The following is a 17,750-nucleotide window of genomic DNA, read 5'->3' as shown; positions in this document are numbered from 1 at the left end:
ATGGCGCGTGCGTCCTGGCGTGAACGCATCGAGGCTGCGCGTCTGGCGCGGGTCGCCGCGTCGCGTAGCCGGGTCCGGCGCGTGGTCAGCCATCGCGATGGCGCGCGTTGCATCGTCGATGGCCGCCAACTGCTGAATTTCTGCAGCAACGATTACCTTGGCCTGTCCCAACATTACGCCGTAGTCGGTGCGCTGCAGGATGCGGCGGCGCGCGAGGGCGCCGGTGGCCTGGGGTCGCACCTGGTCTGCGGCCACCACGACTTGCACGACCGGCTGGAGAAAGAGCTGGCCGATTGGCTCGGCGCGCCGCAGGCCCTGCTGTTCGGCAGCGGGTTTCTGGCCAACCTGGCGGTGGTTCAGGCGTTGCTCGGCGATGAGGATATCTGCGTCCAGGACCGCCTCAACCACGCCAGCCTGATCGATGCGGCGCGCCTGGCCGGTTGCCACCTGAGGCGCTATCCACACGCCGACGCGGAGGGTGCGATCCGCCAGCTGCGCAGCCTGCCCAAAGGCGTTGCAATGCTGGCCACCGATGGCGTGTTCAGCATGGATGGCGATGTCGCGCCGCTGCGCCAGCTGGCGTTGGTCGCGCGCGTCCAGAACGCGCTGCTGTATGTCGACGATGCCCACGGCATTGGCGTGCTGGGGCCCGATGGGCAAGGCAGCGTGGCCGAAGCGGGTTTGTCGGTGAAACAGGTCCCGCTGCAACTGGCGACCCTGGGCAAGGCGCTGGGCAGTTATGGCGCAGCGGTAGTGGGTGACCATGACTTGATCGAGCACCTGGCGGAAACCGCACGGCCCTATCTCTATACCACCGCGTTGCCGCCGGCCCAGGCCGCTGCCAGCCTGACGGCGGTGCGGCTGGCCCGCAAGGAGCACTGGCGGCGCGAGAAGCTGGTCGAGCTGGCGGCCCATTTCCGCTTTCGTGCGCGCAGCGCCGGGCTGACACTGCTGCCGTCGGACACACCGATCCAGCCGGTACTGGTCGGTGATGATGCGCGTGCGCTGTCGATGGCCGCCGCCCTGGAGCGCGAGGGTTACTGGGTCGCCGCGATCCGGCCGCCCACGGTTCCGGACGGTCGCGCGCGGCTGCGGGTAACCTTGTCGGCGTTGCATGCCAGCAGCGATATCGATGGGCTGGTCGAGGCGTTGCTTCGGGCCCGGGACCGCGCCGAGGCGGAAGCGCGGGTTGCCGCGATCCAGGCCGGGGCGATGGCGTAGCGCGAGCGGCAATGCACTCGACCCTCTCCTCACTCCAGCCGCGGTAGCCGCAAGAACACCATGCACATTCAAACCCGCGGGCACGGCCCGGCACTCGGCCTGATCCACGGCTGGGCGATGCACGGCGGCCTGTTCGCCCCCTTGGTCGACCGGCTGGCCGGACGCTATACGCTGCACAGCGTCGACTTGCCCGGCCACGGCCATTCCCGTGACGACGCCAGCAGCCTGGAGCCGGCGGCATTGGCGCAAGCGCTGGTGGCGCGAGTGCCGGATGCGGTCTGGCTGGGCTGGTCACTGGGTGGCCAGGTGGCGATGCGTGCCGCACTGGACCACCCCGACAACGTCCGCGGCCTGGTGATGGTCGCCTCCTCGCCGCGCTTCGTGCGTAGTGACGATGACAGTTGGCCGCACGGAGTCGGGCGCGAGCTGTTTGCGGACTTCGGACAAGCATTGATGCGTGATTTTCGCGGCACCCTGGAGGGCTTCCTGGCGCTGGAGGCGCTGGGCTCCAGCAGCGCGCAGGAAGAACTGCGTGAGCTGAAGACCCAGGCGTTCGAGCGTGGTGAGCCGGCGCCGCACGCGCTATTGGAGGGCTTGCGCTTGCTGGACTCGGTGGATATGCGTGCCGAACTGGCGGACCTGCAGGTACCCAGCCTGTGGTTGTCCGGCCGCCGCGACCGCCTGGTTCCCGCCACCGCGATGCCGGCCGCCGCCGCGTTGGCGCCCAATGCGCGCAGCGTGGTGATTGGCAATGCCGGTCACGCGCCGTTCCTGGGCGCCGCCGATGAAGTCGCAACCGAGATCGACGCGTTCATGCAATCGATCCATACGGAGCAGCCGGCATGAACGGCTTGTTTGACCATCGCCAGGTGCGCCGCGCGTTCTCGCGCGCCGCAAGTGACTACGATTCCGCCGCCGCGTTGCAGCGCGAAGTCGCGTCGCGGCTGGCCGAGTCGCTGGACTATCTCGACGACCCCGCGCTCGCACTGGCGCCGCCAAAGGTCGTGGTCGACCTGGGCTGCGGGCCGGGGCATATGTCGGCGACGTTGCAGAAGCGCTGGCCGAAGGCGCGGGTGCTGGCGATCGACGCGGCCCCGGGGATGCTGGCGCAGGTAAGTGCAGCCGGGCGCCCGGCCGGGCTGCCACGCCTCAATCCGTTTGCGAACAAGCCGGTTCCGGTCTGCGCCGACGCGCGCGCGCTGCCGCTGGCCGACCGCAGCGTCGACGTGCTGTTTTCCAATCTGTGCCTGCAATGGGTCGAGGACCTGCCGGCGGTGTTCGCCGGCATCCGGCGGGTACTCAAGCCCGGTGGCCTGATGCTGGTGTCGACGTTCGGCATGGATACCCTGATCGAGTTGCGGCAGGCGTTTGCCGACGCGGATGAGGCGCCGCATGTGAGCCCGTTCACCGCGATCGGCCCATTCGGTGATGCGCTGATCGCGGCTGGTTTCAAGGACCCGGTGCTGGACCGCGACGAGTTCCGCCTCGGCCACCCCGACCTGGCCAGTCTGATGCGCGAGCTGCAGGCGCTCGGTGCCACCAACGCGCTGGCTACGCGTCGCCGCAGCCTTACCGGCCGTGCCAGGTTTGCCCGGGCCTGCCTGGCCTACGAAGCATTGCGCGGGGCCGATGGCCAGCTGCCGGTGACCTGGGAGGTGATCTACGCCCACGCCTGGGGCCCGCCGCCGGGTGCGCCGATCCGGGTCGATGGGGTCGACGAAGTGCAGGTGCCACTGTCGACCATCCAGGTTCGCAAGCGCTCCGGATCTGGCCGTTGAATCAGCGCAAATTGACCTTGCTTGCGGTCGCGATAGCGTTGCTGTCGGGGCTGTTTTTCACCAGTACCTATGTGCTCAACCGGGCGGCGGCGACCAGTGGCGGGCATTGGGCGTGGACGGCCGCGCTGCGTTACCTGATCGCTTTGCCGCTGATGCTGCCGTTGATGCACTGGCAGGGCGGAATCAAGCCGGTGTGGCGGGCGATCCGGGCGCATCCGTGGCCGTGGTTGGGCTGGAGCACGGTGGGGTTCGTGTTGTTCTACATCGGCCTGAGCTACGCCGCCGCCAGCGGCCCGTCATGGTTGGTGGCCGGCACCTTCATGCTGACCGTGATTGCCGGGATGTTGTGCGCTCCGCTGTTGTACTCCGACGAACGTGCGCGCATTCCGCTGCCTGCACTGGGCACCGGACTGGTGGTGGTGGCGGGCGTATTGCTGATGCAGTTTGGCGTCAGCGGTGGGGGGCTTGATCGCGACGGTTGGATCGCCTTGTTCTGCGTCGTGATCGCCGCGGTGGCCTTTCCGCTGGGCAACCGCGGTTTGTTGCTGCACCTGGAGCGGGTGGCCCAACCCGGTGTCCCGGAGCTCAATGCCACCCAGCGCGTGTTTGGACTGACCCTGGCGAGCCAGCCGGCGTGGCTGCTGGTGGCGTTGTATGCCGGTAGCCAGGCCGGACTGCCACCCGTCGACCAGGTGTGGTTGGCGGCCGGGGTAGCAGTGGGCGCCGGGATCATCGCCACCGTGCTGTTTTTCCAGGCCACCGGCATGGTTCGCGACACCGCGACGGGCCTGGCGGCGGTCGAGGCGATGCAGGGGGCGGAGATCCTGTTCGCCACCATCATGGGGGTGCTCTGGCTGGGCGAGGCTTGGCCGCAAGGGCTGGCGTTGTGGGGCGCGGGGATCGTGATCGTCGGCATTATCGGCTCCAGCTGGGTAGCGGCCCGCAACGCCGCCGGTGACCGGCGTGCCATCCAGGACTTGCGAAGCGAACGCGGCGCTTAACGCGAGTAGCGCGGCGGCTAGAACGCCTCGCGCGGCGCTTGGAACGCGCAAACGCCGCGCCTGAAACGCACGTTGCGTTCAGCCGCGGGCCGCTAGATTCGTTCACACGTCACGCCACGCAACGAGTCGAGCATGTTCAGCCCAACCTCCATAGCCTTGGCGACTTCCGTCCTCACCCTGCTGGTCAGCAGTCTGCTGCCGGTGCGCGCGCAGGACGCGCCCACCAGCGTCATTGAACAGTGGGGGTTTGATCCGGGTGTACTGGTGGCCGACGGCCGCGAGTTGCTGCGTCGCGCGCCGGACCCGGCCATTGACGGACTGTTGCAGGCCGCCCACGCAAGCACCCGTAGCCCGGAAGAAGCCGCCGCGTTGTGCCAGTTGTTCGATCCCGGCACGGACCGCAGCCTGGCCGGGCTGAACGCGATCGCCAACCGGCTGGGACCGGTCAACCAGGACCGCTTCGCCACCGCAGTGGCCAACGTGTTTGTCGCGGCCATGCAAGCGCCGGTACAGCCTTACGACGAGGCGGTGGCACGGCAGTCACTGAAAGCCGCCGGGGTACGCGCGGCACTGGTCAATGACGGGTTTGTCGCCGGCCTGAATGGCACTGACACCGACGCCCGCTGCCGGTCGATTGGCTGGTTGCTGGACGCGTTGCACGACCGGCCGTTACCGGAACGCGCCTCGGTCGCACGCCTGTTGCTGGGTGAAGGCCTGGAGCAGTTGGCAATTGGTACCAGTGTCGCTGCGCCGGGCGCGGACGTTGTGCCATTGCGATAGCACGGAGCCTCAGGCGGTTTCCAGCGCCAGCAACGCCGGCAGCGTGTCCAGATCGACGTTGCCGCCGGAGAGGATGATGCCGACGCGACGTCCGGCGAAACGCCCGGGATGGGCCAGCACCACCGCCAGCGGCACGGCGGCAGACGGCTCCACCACCAGCTTCATGCGCTCCCACAACAGCCGCATCGCCGCCACTACCTGTGGGTCGCTGGCCAGCAGGATGGCGCGCACGTGGGCTTGCACGATCGGGAAGGTCAGTGTCCCCAGTTCGGCGCGCAAGCCGTCGCAGATGGTGTCGACGGCGCGGCCGGAGATGCGCGTCCCGGCCTGCAGCGAATCATGCGCGTCGCGCGCGCCTTCGGGCTCGGCGCCCAGCACCTCGATCGCCGGATCGATGCCATGCGCGGCCAACGCCGCACCCGACAACAGGCCACCACCACTGACGGGTGTGATCACCGTGTCCAGGTTGGCGACGCTGTGCAGCAGTTCCAGCGTCGCGGTGCCCTGGCCGGCGATCACCCGGGTGTCGTTGAATGGATGCACCAATATCGCGCCGGTGTCGCGCAGCACCTCGGCTGTGACCTGGTCGCGCGATGCCTGCGTCGGATCGCAGAGGATCACCCGCGCGCCGTAATTGCGCATTGCCGCCAGCTTGACCGCGGAGGCGTTGCGTGGCGCTACCACGGTCGCCCCGGCGTGGCGCAACCGGCACGCCAGCGCTATCGCCGCGCCGTGGTTGCCTGAGCTCTGGGTGACGATGCCGCGGGCGAGTTCGGTCTCGGTCAGCGAGAAAATCGTATTGCACGCACCGCGGAACTTGAACGCTCCGGTCCGCTGCAGGTTCTCGCATTTGAAATGGAGCTCGCAGCCGGCCAAGGTGTCCAGGGTGCGCGACCGCAACACGGGGGTCGCGTGGACGTGCGGCGCAATGCGCGCGGCGGCGTGGAGGATGGCATCAAAATCCAGCGCAGCGGAGGTCGGCTGACCGGACGGAATCTCGGGGAGGGTGATTTGCATTGGATGAGTCCGGCGCGACAGGATGGGGCGCAGCAAGCCGGACGGCGCCAGGCCAGCGGCCATGCCAGCATGGAGCTGAATGATCGAATTGCCGAGTTAAGCGCTAGTTCAATGCCGGAAGCCGACGATGGCTACATCATAACGGGGGATCCCGCAATGCTTAGAAAACTGATCTTGCCACTTTCCGCGATGGCGCTGCTGGGCGGTTGCATGACCGGCGGATACGGCTATCAACAGGCTCGCGGCGACTACTACTACGGTCAGCCGAGCACCGACTACCGGTACTACAACCGGTACGGGAACGACGGCTACTACAGTAATCGTTACCCGGGCTACTACGGCAACGCCTATTACGGCAACGCCTATTACGGCAACAGCTATAACCGCCGCTATCCCTATGGCTACTACCGGCCACCGGTGATCGTGGTGCGGCCCGGCCACAACAACAATCACGGCAACAACGGCAACCACACGCCGCGACCGGATACCGACCGCGATCGTGCGCCGTGGCGGGATTACGAGCGCCTGCAGCGCGAACGGATCCAGCGCTCCGAGCGTCCGACCGGTTCGCCTGCGGCGGTGCAGCGTAGTGTCATCGCTGCGCCGGTTCGCCCGACCTCCACGCGCCCATCATCGGGAAGCAGCAACAATCGTGGTTCACGGATGGAGACGATGATCCGCAAGTCCAAGGCCGGACGGGACAATTCCCAACCCATCAGGCAGAAATAGCGCATTCACGCCGGATCCGGTAATCCAACACCGGATGACTACCATGCGCCGGTATTGACAGAGAGCGTCGCAATGCGACGTAATCAGGTATCGTCTCAATGTCGACGTCTCACGAGGAATCTCGGATCCCCCCTGTTCCGCCCTCGTTTGACGTCGACACCTACACTGAAAGCCCCGCTCTGGCGGGGCTTTCGCTTGTTTGGGATGTTCCGGGGGCCGGCAGGAATCCGTGGATCGAGGTGTGTCGCCGGGGCAGGGGATCGGCTTTTATTCGCGCAAAGTGCGACACCGGTCTCATTTCATGCATAGAAAAAGGGCCGAATGTCCCCCGACATTCGGCCCCCGTGCTTCCCCAACAGGCACTTGGTCGGCCCTGTTCCAATTCCGACCGGCGCCAGGCGCCTGCCCTGTTGGGTGCATGATTGATAAAGCATGAAGCGTGCCAAGTTCCCGGCGTGTCCGGTATGTCTGGCCGGAATGCGCGAACGCGACACACCGGTGAACGGCGTAGAATCCACGCCCTGCGGCGGCTCGGGATGTCACGACGGGTCACCCAACGACGGCCCATTGGCCAGGGTCTTGCGATGAGCAATGATTTCTTTCAATACGACGTGATCGTGGTCGGTGGCGGCCATGCCGGCACCGAGGCCGCGCTGGCGTCGGCGCGCGCCGGGGCGCGCACCCTGCTGCTGACCCATAACGTCGAGACGGTCGGCGCGATGAGTTGCAACCCGGCGATCGGCGGGATCGGCAAGGGCCATCTGGTGCGGGAGATCGATGCGCTCGGCGGCATCATGGCGCACGCCGCCGATGCGGCAGGCATCCAGTGGCGTCGACTCAACGCGAGCAAGGGGCCGGCGGTGCGGGCGACGCGTTGCCAGGCCGATCGCAGCCTCTACCGCGCCTTTATCCGCCGTGCGGTGGAGAACCAGCCCAACCTGACCCTGTTCCAGGCCGGCGTCGATGACATCGATTTCGACAACGCCAAGGTCAACGGCGTCACCACCCAGACCGGCCTGCGCTTCCATGCGCCGGCGGTGATCCTGACCGCCGGCACCTTCCTCGCCGGCAAGGTGCACGTCGGCCTGACCACCTACGCGGCCGGGCGCGCGGGCGATCCGCCATCAGTCACCTTGGCGCAGCGGTTGCGCGAAGGCCCGTTCGTGGTGGACCGGCTGAAGACCGGCACCCCGCCGCGTATCGACGGACGCAGCCTGGACTACTCGGTGATGGTCGAGCAGCCCGGTGACGATCCGCGCCCGGTGATGTCGTTCATGGGCTCGCGCGACGACCACCCGCGCCAGCTGTCGTGCTGGATCGCCGAGACCTGCGAGCGCACCCACGAGATCATCCGCGGCGCGCTCGACCGCTCGCCGCTGTACACCGGCCAGATCGAGGGGATCGGCCCGCGCTACTGCCCGTCGATCGAGGACAAGGTGGTGCGTTTCGCCGAGAAGACCAGCCACCAGATCTTCGTCGAGCCGGAGGGACTGGGCGTGGCCGAGATCTACCCCAACGGCATTTCCACCTCGCTGCCGTTCGATGTGCAATTGGAGCTGGTGCGCTCGATCCGCGGGTTCGAGAATGCCCACATCACCCGCGCCGGTTACGCGATCGAGTACGACTTTTTCGATCCGCGCGGGCTGAAGAGCACCTTGGAAACCAAGGCGGTCGAGGGCTTGTTCTTCGCCGGTCAGATCAATGGCACCACCGGTTACGAGGAGGCCGCCGCGCAGGGGCTGCTGGCCGGGGTCAATGCGGCGCGTCAGGTGCGTGGGGAGGCCGGTTGGTGTCCGCGCCGCGACGAGGCGTACATCGGTGTGCTGGTCGATGACCTGATCACCCACGGCACCGTCGAGCCGTACCGGATGTTCACCAGCCGTGCCGAGTACCGCCTGCAGCTGCGCGAGGACAATGCCGACCTGCGGCTGACCGAAACTGGCCGCAACCTGGGTCTGGTCGGCGATGCGCGCTGGGCCGCGTTTGCCGCCAAGCGCGAGGCAATCGAGACCGAGAACGCGCGGCTGGCTGCGATCTGGGCCTCGCCCAACAATCCGCTGGGCCGCGAGATCAACGCCAGCCTGGGGATCGAGTTGAGCCGCGAGAGCAGCGCGCGCGACCTGCTCAAGCGCCCGGAAGTGACCTATGCGCGGCTGGTGACAGTGGCTTCGCTGGGGCCGGCGGTGGCCGATCCGGCGGTGGCCGAGCAGGTCGAGATCGGGGTGAAGTACTCGGGCTACCTCAACCGCCAGAACGAGGAAATTGCCCGGCAGCAACGCCATGAGACCACCGCGATTCCGTCGGATTTCGACTTTGCCCGGGTTCGCGGACTGTCGGCGGAGCTCAGCGGCAAGCTCGAGCGGGTGCGGCCGCAGACCATCGGTCAGGCCCAACGCATCCCCGGCATGACGCCGGCAGCGATCTCGTTGCTGCTGGTGCACCTGGTGGGCGCGCGACGCCACCAGGTCGCCTGAGAGACTTGGTGCCGGCGTCAACTCCCGGTTGACCGGTTTGCGGGCGGCTGCCTAAACTGCGGCAGCTTGCCGGGGCCCCACTCCCCCGGCCATGACCACACCGTGGACACACCGAGTCGATCTAGAACATTCCCCGACACCATGGCCCGCACGCTCGCGCGGCGATGCGTGGAGCCTGCGACGACCCGGTAAACCGGTGTTGCCCGCTTCCGCGATCGCACGATAGCGACCGGCCGGAGGCATGAAGATGCAACCCAACCCCCAACAGGCCGTGCGGCCGTTTTACCGCGCCGATATCCACGGCAACTTCGATGCCGACCTGGTCGCCGAGGCGATCGCGGCCGAGCTTGGGCACGACCAGCTTGAGCGCGACAATCTCGGGGCCCTGCAGACCGCGTTGAGCGAAGTGCTGGCCGCCGACCTGGCGGACGTGCTGACCCGCCTTTCGCCGGAGCAACAGGCCGCAGTGCTGCCGTTGATCGCCGCCGACGAGCGCGCGCTGGTGTTTGGCTACCTGCCGCTGGAACTGCAGACCTTGCTGGTGGCCGGCATGCAACGCCCGGCGGTACTGGAACTGCTCAAGCTGATGTCCGCTGACGAGCGCGTGGACCTGTTCAACACCTTGCCGTCGGATCGGCGCGAGCGCCTGTTGCCTGCATTGGCGCAAGCCGAACGCGACGATATCCGCCGCTTGGCCAGCTACCCGCGCGACAGCGTCGGCGCGCTGATGACCTCCGAATACGCGACCCTGACGCCCGAGCTGACCGCAGGCGAGGCAATCGCCGAGTTGCGCCGGGTCGCGCCCGACAAGGAGACCATCTACACCTCCTACGTGATCGACCATGATCGCCATCTGCTGGGTGTGGTCACGTTGCGGCGCTTGATCCTGGCCGATCCGGCCACCCCGGTGTCGGAGGTGATGGCCGCCAATCCCGTCACCGTCCACGTCGATGCCGACCAGAACGAAGCCGCCAACAAGATCGCGCGATACGACTTCATGGCATTGCCGGTGGTCGACCATGACGAGCGCATCGTCGGCATCGTCACCGCCGATGACGCGATGGACGTGGCCGAGGCGGAAGCGACCGAGGACTTCCACAAGGCCGGCGGCACCCTGGGCAGCCTGACGATGAGCATGAAGGATGCCACCGTGGGGCTGCTGTACCGCCAGCGCGTGTACTGGCTGGTGCTGCTGGTGTTCGCGAACCTGTTCTCCGGTGCCGGCATCGCCCACTTCGAGGACCTGATCGCGGCCAACATGGCGCTGGTGTTCTTCCTGCCGTTGCTGATCGCCAGCGGCGGCAACGCCGGTGCGCAGTCGGCCACGCTGATGGTGCGTGCGCTGGCGACCGGTGACGTGGAGATGCGCGACTGGGGCAAGATGCTGGGGCGCGAGGTGGTGGTCTCCACGTTGCTGGGGCTGACGATGGCGTTCGCCGTGAGTGCGATCGGCCTGTTTCGTGGCGGTCCGGCGATTGCCCTGGTGGTGGCCTTGACGATGCTGCTGATCGTGCTGGTGGGCAGCGTCATGGGCATGTCGCTGCCGTTCCTGCTGAACCGGTTCAAGGCCGACCCCGCATCGGCCAGCTCGCCACTGATCACGTCACTGGCCGATGGCGTGGGCATCCTGATCTACTTTGCGATCGCCACCGTGCTGCTGTCGTGGCTGGGTCATGCCGTCGCCTGATGTTGGCGGCAACCCGCGCCATCGAGTGTGGGCGCCGGGTCGGCGGTTGACGGACAGCAGCGGTAGACTGTCGCGATGAAGCCGACCCGCCTGGATGTGCTGACAACTGCGGTCTTGGCCACCGCAATCCTTTGCGGCGCTTGCAGCCCGGCACCAGACGCCGGCACCGCGGCGGTCGATAGCGCGGCTATCGGCGACGGTGCGCTTGACGCCCCCTCCTCGACCACCGCGACCGAGTATCAACGTCATCCATGGCGGTTGCCGGCGCCGGTCGGCGCGGCGCAGCCGGATCTGGTGGCAGCGCCGGATGGCACCTTGCTGTTGTCCTGGATTGAACCCAGGCAGGCCGGTGGCCACGCGCTGGTTTTTTCTGCTGCCGGGAAGCCTGACGGCAACGACGTGGCCGGTTGGACGGCGCCGGCGACGATAGCGACCGGGGACGACTGGTTCGTCAACTGGGCCGACACCCCGCATATCGCAATGGGCAATGATGGTGCGTTGTGGGCGCACTGGCTGCAAAAATCCGCCGCCGCCGTATACGCCTATGACATCGCTCTGGTGCGATCCAACGATGGTGGCGGCACGTGGTCGGCGCCGGTACTGGTCAACGACGATGGCACTGCGACCGAGCATGGGTTTGTCTCATTGTGGCCACAGGGCGAGGCCGGACTTGGCGTGGCGTGGCTGGATGGTCGCCAGACGGCGGGCGGCGGCCACGATGCGAGCGCCGGGCATGACGGCCATTCCGGCAACGCGGGCGCGATGAGCTTGCGCGCCGCGCAGTTTGACGCCGCGCAGTTCGCCGGCATGGGTGCGGACAAGGTCCTGCTGCGCAAGTCGGCCGACACCCGCATCGACGCGATGACGTGTGACTGTTGCCAGACCGCCATCGCGGTGACGTCCAAAGGCCCGCTGCTGGCCTACCGTGACCGGAGCGTCGGGGAGATCCGCGATATTGCGGTCACCCGATGGCAGGACGGCAACTGGACGCCGCCGCATATCGTCTATCCCGACCAGTGGGAAATGCCGGCCTGCCCGGTCAACGGCCCGTCGATTGCCGCCAGTGGCGACCAGGTCGTGGTCGGCTGGTACACCAGTCAATCCACCCCTGCCGGCGATATCCCGACCGTCAAGCTTGCCTACAGCGACGATGCCGGCGACACCTTCGCCGCCCCGATCACGCTGGACCACGGTGAAACGGTGCACGGGCGTATCGCGGTGGCCATGGACGCCAATTCGGCGTGGGTGGTGTGGGTGCGTGAAGACGCGCAGGGCCAGTCCCTGCAACTGGCGCGCTATTCGCCCGGGCTGGTTCGGGAAGAGCAACGCATCGAGCTGGCCAGGGTCGCCGGGCGTGGGCGCGGTACCGGCTTTCCGCAGATCGCCCTTGCCGGTGGCGACGCCCATGTGGTCTGGACCGAGGTCGTGGACGGCACGCCGGGTTTGCGCGGTGCGGTCATGCAATCGCCGGTCGCGCAGAACGATCCGTTGCGCTGATCCGGTCTTTTTTATTCGGTCATGGCGCCCCCATGTAGCGTGGGTCGGGTTGCCGGATTCGTGTTTGTCCGCTGTTTGTCCACTGGCCGCGGGAGCGCTTGGCTTCGCCCGACAAGCGGTTTGGAGGAAGATAGTGCCCACGACCGCTGATACAGCCCTTGATACATACCCTTGATTCATGCCCCTAGTACGGAGCGTTTGCAGGCCCCCCATGAGTGATGCCAAACCAGCCATCGATACCGCGACCTCGCTGCATGCCGCTACCGGGGCCAAATTGAACGACATGGACGCCGGCCTGGAAACGTCTGCGGAACGTGCACCCCGCCTCGACTACGTTGACAGCTGCGATCTGCCGATGCCATGGGCGAACTTCCGGATGCACGGTTTTGCCGATCGGGTCACCGGCGGTGAACACGTGGTGTTGACCCTCGGTTCGATTTCCGATGGCGAGCCGGTGCTGGCGCGGGTGCATTCGGAATGCCTGACCGGCGATGCCATGTTCAGCCGCCGCTGTGACTGCGGCGCGCAACTGGAAGAGGCGCTCAAGCGTATCGCCGCCGAAGGTCGCGGCATGCTGCTGTACTTGCGCCAGGAAGGCCGCGGCATTGGCTTGCTCAACAAGATCCGCGCCTATGCGCTGCAGGATGCCGGTGCGGACACGGTGGAAGCCAACGAGGCGCTGGGGTTTGCCCCGGACCTGCGTGATTACGGGATATGCAAGCCGATGCTGGCGCATTTCGACGTGAGCGCGCTGCGCCTGATGACCAACAACCCGGCCAAGGTCAAGGCCATGCAGGCGGTGGGCGTTGCGGTCACCGAGCGGGTCGCGATCCTGGTCGGCCACAATCCCAGCAACCGGCGCTACCTGGCGACCAAGCAGGACAAGCTCGGCCACTTGATCGACACCACGGCATCAGCGAAGGCGCCGGCACACGACTGAAGCCGTCTGGCGCCGGCTTCACATCGGCTCGACGAGGTGCGTAGCTACTGTGCCCCGACCCATGCGGCTTGCCGGGCGATCTGCCAGCACTGCTGGCGCGGCCTTCGGAAGGGGCCACGGGCTCGACGACATGACGTGACCAGCGAGGCGGATGCCGATGGAGATATTCGAACTGTCGATGCCGCTATGGAAGTTGCTGGCGCGCGCCACGTTGATCTATTTCTCGCTGGCGATCGTGCTGCGGTTGCTCCCCAAACGCGAGATCGGCGGGCTCTCGCCAACGGACCTGCTGGCGCTGGTCATAATGGGCGGGCTGGTGGCCGATTCGATGTCGACGGGTGCGAAACACCCGCTGGATTTTGTCGTCCTGGCGGGTGTGGTGCTGGCATGGTCATGGTTGATCAACATGCTGGAGTTCCGGTCACCGCTGTTCGCGCGCTGGACCGTCGAGGCTCCGGTGGTGATCGTGCGCGAAGGCGAGATGCTGCGACGAGCGATGCGCCAGGAGCTGGTCACCGAGCTGGAGCTGCTGAGTCAGTTGCGACTCAACGGCCTGGAGAAAGTTGAAGATGCGGCGCTGGTGACAGTGGAGCCCAATGGCCAGCTCAGCGTGATTGCCAAGTCGACCGGGCATTGACAGCGCGGCGTTATTTTTCCTTGCGCCAGTTGACCGAGCCGCGGTTCTCGATCGAGCTGGATTCGATCTCGATATCAAAACCGTGGTCGAGCAGGTACTTCAACGTCAACACCTGGCCGGTGCCCAGCAACGACACGCCGTAGCCGACGTACAGCCTTGGCGAGAGCTGCTTGCCAACGCCGAACACGCTGCCGCCGAGCGCCTGGCTCTGCATCACCCCGGCTTCGTCCAAGCCGATCTTCGCACCCAGCTGGGAGGCCAGCAGGCTGCCGCCGGCGGTGAGGGCGGCGCTGGCGGCGTTGAGCTGGCCGCGCTCGCTGCCGCTCAGGGTCGACAGTGGGCGGCCCAGGGTGAGGTAGGCGAGCGATTCGGCCTGGGAGCTGGCGGGATTGGACCAGACCTCGGCCTGCGGGTCGGAGGCGCGGCCACTGACATCGACGCCGGCGGTGACATCGCCAATCTTCCGCTCCGCGCGCAGCCGGATCGCGGGGTCGGCAATCGGATCGTTGGACCAGCTCAACTGGCTGCTGGTGATGCGCAGGTCCTGCCCATAGGCGGTGTACTCGCCCGCCACGGTGATGATGCCGGTGGCGGTCATCTCGCGGCCGGGGCGCGACACGATACGCATGCCGCCGCCCAGCTTCCCGTCCAGGCCGAAGCCGTTCATCTGCACGTCGTCGCCGAGCCGGATCACCAGCTCCATCTGCAGCGGCGTACCGGGACCTTCCTCGGGATCGACCGGGTCGAGCACCACCACGTCATCGGACACCGCTACCGTCTGGTCGAGTTGTTCCAGGTTGATGCGGGCCTCCGGCACCTCTACCCGACCGCTCAGTTGCAGTGGTTGGCCGGCCTGGTACTGCAGCTCCAGGTCCGGGCTGGCGACCACGCGCAGCTCCAGGCTGTCCGACACCAGAACATCGGTGCCGCGGACCATGAGCACCAGCGGCGTCTCGTTGCCTTGCCAGCCCAGGCTGCCATCGATGTTGAGCACGCCGCTGCCGGGGTTGCCGGCGGTCGATGCGGAACGCACGCTGCCATGGATCTGCGCCGTCCCGTCGGCCAGGGCGTTGAGCTGCAGGTTGCCCTCGCGCAGGGTGATGGCCAGTGCCGGAATCTCGGTGCTGAAATCGGTCAGTTGCGCCTGTCCGCCCAGTTGTGGCTCCGCGCGGGTGCCGCCCAGGCGGATATCGGCGCTCAGCTGGCCGGTCGGCTCGACGATGTCGGCAACAAACAATTCCAGCCAGGTGAGCTCATCGGTGTCCAGCGAGACCTGGCCGGAGAGGGGAGAATAGGCATCCCAGCCGGTGATGACGTGCGCATCGATGCGGCCGTCATCGTTGAACCCGGAGGCGAGCACTGCCTCGATGCCCTGGCGGCGGAAGTCCGCCGTCAGCGACAGGTTGTCGTATTCAATCAGCTCGCTTCGCGCACGCGGACTGGCCTTGATGCCGCCACTGTCCGAGCTGAGCCGCACCTTGCCTTCCCAGTGGTCGCCGACGGGACGCAGTTGCGCATCGATGGCGATCTCGCCACGCATCACCCACGGCCGATCCTCTTCGCGTTGTGGCAGGTAGGGCTGCACCAATGCCAATGGCAGCCCTTGTCCGGTGATGTTGATGCCCGGTCGCGGCCAGTCAACCGCCACACACGCCGAGCCGCCGGCACTGGACGCCAGGCACGCATTGTCGAGGCTGCCGGTGCCGGCGGGGGCCGGGTTCCAGGCGAAGGCCGCCGGTTGCAGCAAGTGCCAGTCCGCGCCGCGTTGTAGCTCCAGCCGCAGCGTTTGCAGCAAGCCTTGCCAGCGACGGCCTTGCCGGTCGAGCTTGGCGGACAGGGCCAGGCTGCCCAATGCGCCGCTGGTGTTGGAATCAAGCGCCAGATGCTCGACGGCCCCACGGGCGTCGATGGCCAGTGTGTCCAGTTCGATGCCCGCGACCAGGTCGCCGGCACGCACGCTCAACGAGCCGCTGCCGCGCGACCACGGCAAGCTGCCGTCGATGCGGATCGAGCCGGCCGAGTAATCGCCAAAGACAATCCCGTTGCCGTCCAGGTCAGCGCTGATGTCGGGTGCCTTGGGCGAGCCAGTCAGGTGGATCTCGCCGCTCAGGCTGCCGGCACTGTCGGGCAACAGGTCGGCCAGCTGCAGCGGCGAGAACCGCGCGTTGATGTCCAGGGTGTCGCCGACGCGGCCGTGGGCTTCCACGCGGCTGCCGCCGAGGGTGAGGGCCAGCTCGCCCTCGTAGCTTGCGTTGCCTCCGGTGGGCGCCGCACCGTGCATGGTGAAGCTGGCGTCGCCATCGAGTGGTCGCCCGCGCAGACGGCCACCCAGGTCCGCCAGTTCGGCATGGATGTCCAGACCGCCGTCGTCGCGGGTGAGTCCGTCACTGGTGATGTGGCCATTCACCGCCCCATCCCAGCCGGCGGCGAAGTAACCCGGATCAAAGCCGGCCAGTTTCGCGTCGAGATTCCAACCCAGGCTCGGTGCCCACGCCACCGTGCCGGTGGTGGCCAGGGTGCCGGTCGGCATCTGTACGTCCAGGCGCTGCAGCTGCATCTGCTGGGCATCGCCGCGACCGTCCAGGGTCAGTTGCGCCTGCTCACCGGCGCGGGAGAGGGTGGCCGTGCCAACCAGCGCCCAAGCCTTCATCGTGCCGGCCAGGCCCAAATCCGCATCGGCGTGGATGATTGGATTGTCAGCGACAGTCGCCGACGAAGGGGTCGCACCGTTGGAACCACCCCATTGCAGGTCGCGCACGTTGGTGGCGAAACGAAATTCCGGATTGTCCGGGTTGTTGAAGTCGGCGCTGCCGCGCGCGATGACCGTGCCTCCCAACAACTGCAGCCGCAGCGGGTTCAGTTGCAGCACCTGGTCCTGGACTTGAAGCCGGGAATTGACCACGCGGGCCTGGAAATCGCCTTGCCGCAGCTCGCCGCGCAAGCGGGCGTCGCCGCCAATCCCGTCGGCCTGGAACTGAAATGCCACTGGTGTCGGCGAAGCTGCGGCGTTCGAGCCGGTCAACAAGCCGATATCGAGTGCCTCGGCGTTGGCGCGCAATTGCCAGCGCGGTCCCTTGGTGGCGGTCATCGCCGGGCCCGACACGACCTCGCCGGCGCCGGTGACCAGCTGCGGTTCTCCGCCGTCGCCGCGCAGCACCAGTGTCACCTGGAAGGCTTCCGGTGCGCGGCCGGCCAGCGCCACGTCCATGCGGTCCAGGTCGCCTTTGGCCACAAAACCCAGCCGGGCCGGGGTGCGCCCCGTGGCCGCCGGCAGTATCGCGGTTGCCACCAGGTCGCTGCGGTAGCGGTCCGCGGGCACGTAATCGCCGTGTGCGGTGAACCGGCCACGGTCGCTGTCGACGACCAGATGCTCGATATGCAGCGCGCCCGGGCCGGCGTCGAGGCCGCCGCGCAGGCGATGGATATCGATGGTGGGCACCCCTTCGCTGCTGATCAGGAAGCCGTCGATTTGCACGTCGTCGGCCTGCAGCGCCAGCGGCGGAGCGATCTGCGGTAACGAGTCAGGCCAGCGCGGCAACTCAAACGGCTCATCGCCTTGCGGCAGGTCCAGCGTCGCGTTCTCGATCTGCATGGCGTCCAGCCGCAGCCGTCGGCCCAGCAGCGGACGCAACGCCGGGTCCACGGTGACACGCTGCGCGGTGAACACGATGGCGTCGTAGGTAAAGCGCACGTCATGCATGGTCAACGGTCCCGACGCGGGTCCTTCGGCCTTGCTCCAGCTCAAGGTGGCGTTATCGGGCAAGCGCGAGACCACCTGGCCGAGCAGGAACTCGCGTCCGCCGATGCTGCCCAGCAACCAGTAGCCAAATACACCCAGCCCGACGACCACCAGAGCGACCAGCACTGCGCCACGGATGGCCAGGTAGCGCGCACGCGCCTTGCGCCGCGCTCGCAGCTCGGCAATCCGCTGCTCGCGTTGTTCCGCCGTGAGGTCGGGATCGATCCGTCGGCGCAGGATGCCGGCCATC

The 17,750-nt window shown here is 67.2% G+C and carries 13 protein-coding genes; 11 read left to right on the top strand and 2 right to left on the bottom strand.

Annotated features, from left to right (window positions below):
- From bioF to ACW7G0_RS13815, 5 genes are all read left to right on the top strand, one after another.
- Entirely contained in the window at positions 1 to 1,221 is a 1,221-nt protein-coding gene (bioF, locus tag ACW7G0_RS13835) for an 8-amino-7-oxononanoate synthase (RefSeq protein ID WP_456990519.1), read from the top strand.
- A 60-nt stretch (positions 1,222 to 1,281) separates the two neighbouring features.
- Positions 1,282 to 2,067 (top strand): pimeloyl-ACP methyl ester esterase BioH, encoded by a 786-nt coding sequence (gene bioH / locus ACW7G0_RS13830; RefSeq protein WP_456990517.1) that lies wholly within the window; start codon positions 1,282 to 1,284, stop codon positions 2,065 to 2,067.
- Complete coding sequence (bioC, locus tag ACW7G0_RS13825) at positions 2,064 to 2,999, top strand: malonyl-ACP O-methyltransferase BioC (protein WP_456990515.1); 936 nt, start codon at positions 2,064 to 2,066, stop codon at positions 2,997 to 2,999. Before bioH ends, bioC begins: the two co-directional genes overlap by 4 nt.
- Positions 2,996 to 4,000, top strand: a complete 1,005-nt coding sequence (locus ACW7G0_RS13820) for a multidrug resistance efflux transporter family protein (RefSeq protein ID WP_456990513.1) — start codon at positions 2,996 to 2,998, stop codon at positions 3,998 to 4,000. Before bioC ends, ACW7G0_RS13820 begins: the two co-directional genes overlap by 4 nt.
- Positions 4,001 to 4,132: 132 nt before the next feature.
- Entirely contained in the window at positions 4,133 to 4,780 is a 648-nt protein-coding gene (locus tag ACW7G0_RS13815) for a hypothetical protein (RefSeq protein ID WP_456990511.1), read from the top strand.
- A gap of 9 nt (positions 4,781 to 4,789) precedes the next feature.
- Here the strand turns inward: ACW7G0_RS13815 and ACW7G0_RS13810 are convergent, their stop codons facing one another.
- Positions 4,790 to 5,797 (bottom strand): pyridoxal-phosphate dependent enzyme, encoded by a 1,008-nt coding sequence (locus tag ACW7G0_RS13810; RefSeq protein ID WP_456990509.1) that lies wholly within the window; start codon positions 5,795 to 5,797, stop codon positions 4,790 to 4,792.
- A 69-nt stretch (positions 5,798 to 5,866) separates the two neighbouring features.
- Between ACW7G0_RS13810 and ACW7G0_RS13805 the strand changes: the two genes are divergently transcribed.
- From ACW7G0_RS13805 to ACW7G0_RS13780, 6 genes are all read left to right on the top strand, one after another.
- Positions 5,867 to 6,526, top strand: a complete 660-nt coding sequence (locus tag ACW7G0_RS13805) for a hypothetical protein (protein ID WP_456990507.1) — start codon at positions 5,867 to 5,869, stop codon at positions 6,524 to 6,526.
- Between the two features lie 584 nt (positions 6,527 to 7,110).
- Positions 7,111 to 9,000 (top strand): tRNA uridine-5-carboxymethylaminomethyl(34) synthesis enzyme MnmG, encoded by a 1,890-nt coding sequence (gene mnmG / locus ACW7G0_RS13800; protein WP_456990505.1) that lies wholly within the window; start codon positions 7,111 to 7,113, stop codon positions 8,998 to 9,000.
- 247 nt (positions 9,001 to 9,247) lie between these two features.
- Entirely contained in the window at positions 9,248 to 10,687 is a 1,440-nt protein-coding gene (gene mgtE / locus ACW7G0_RS13795) for a magnesium transporter (RefSeq protein WP_456990503.1), read from the top strand.
- Positions 10,688 to 10,762: 75 nt separating this feature from the next.
- Positions 10,763 to 12,184 carry a sialidase family protein gene (locus ACW7G0_RS13790; protein WP_456990501.1) on the top strand — a complete coding sequence of 474 codons (1,422 nt, stop codon included), beginning with the start codon at positions 10,763 to 10,765 and terminating at the stop codon, positions 12,182 to 12,184.
- A 211-nt stretch (positions 12,185 to 12,395) separates the two neighbouring features.
- A complete protein-coding gene (gene ribA / locus ACW7G0_RS13785; protein ID WP_456990499.1) occupies positions 12,396 to 13,124 on the top strand; it encodes a GTP cyclohydrolase II in 729 nt (242 codons plus the stop codon).
- A gap of 157 nt (positions 13,125 to 13,281) precedes the next feature.
- Positions 13,282 to 13,761: a DUF421 domain-containing protein gene (locus tag ACW7G0_RS13780; protein WP_456990497.1), complete on the top strand. Its 480-nt coding sequence runs from the start codon at positions 13,282 to 13,284 to the stop codon at positions 13,759 to 13,761.
- A gap of 10 nt (positions 13,762 to 13,771) precedes the next feature.
- On the opposite strand, the gene ACW7G0_RS13775 is transcribed toward ACW7G0_RS13780, so the two are convergent.
- Entirely contained in the window at positions 13,772 to 17,749 is a 3,978-nt protein-coding gene (locus ACW7G0_RS13775) for a translocation/assembly module TamB domain-containing protein (protein WP_456990495.1), read from the bottom strand.
- Position 17,750 lies beyond the last annotated feature (1 nt).

It is taken from the genome of Lysobacter sp. A286 (genome assembly GCF_054052105.1).
This window is presented reverse-complemented; position numbering and strand designations above follow the sequence as displayed.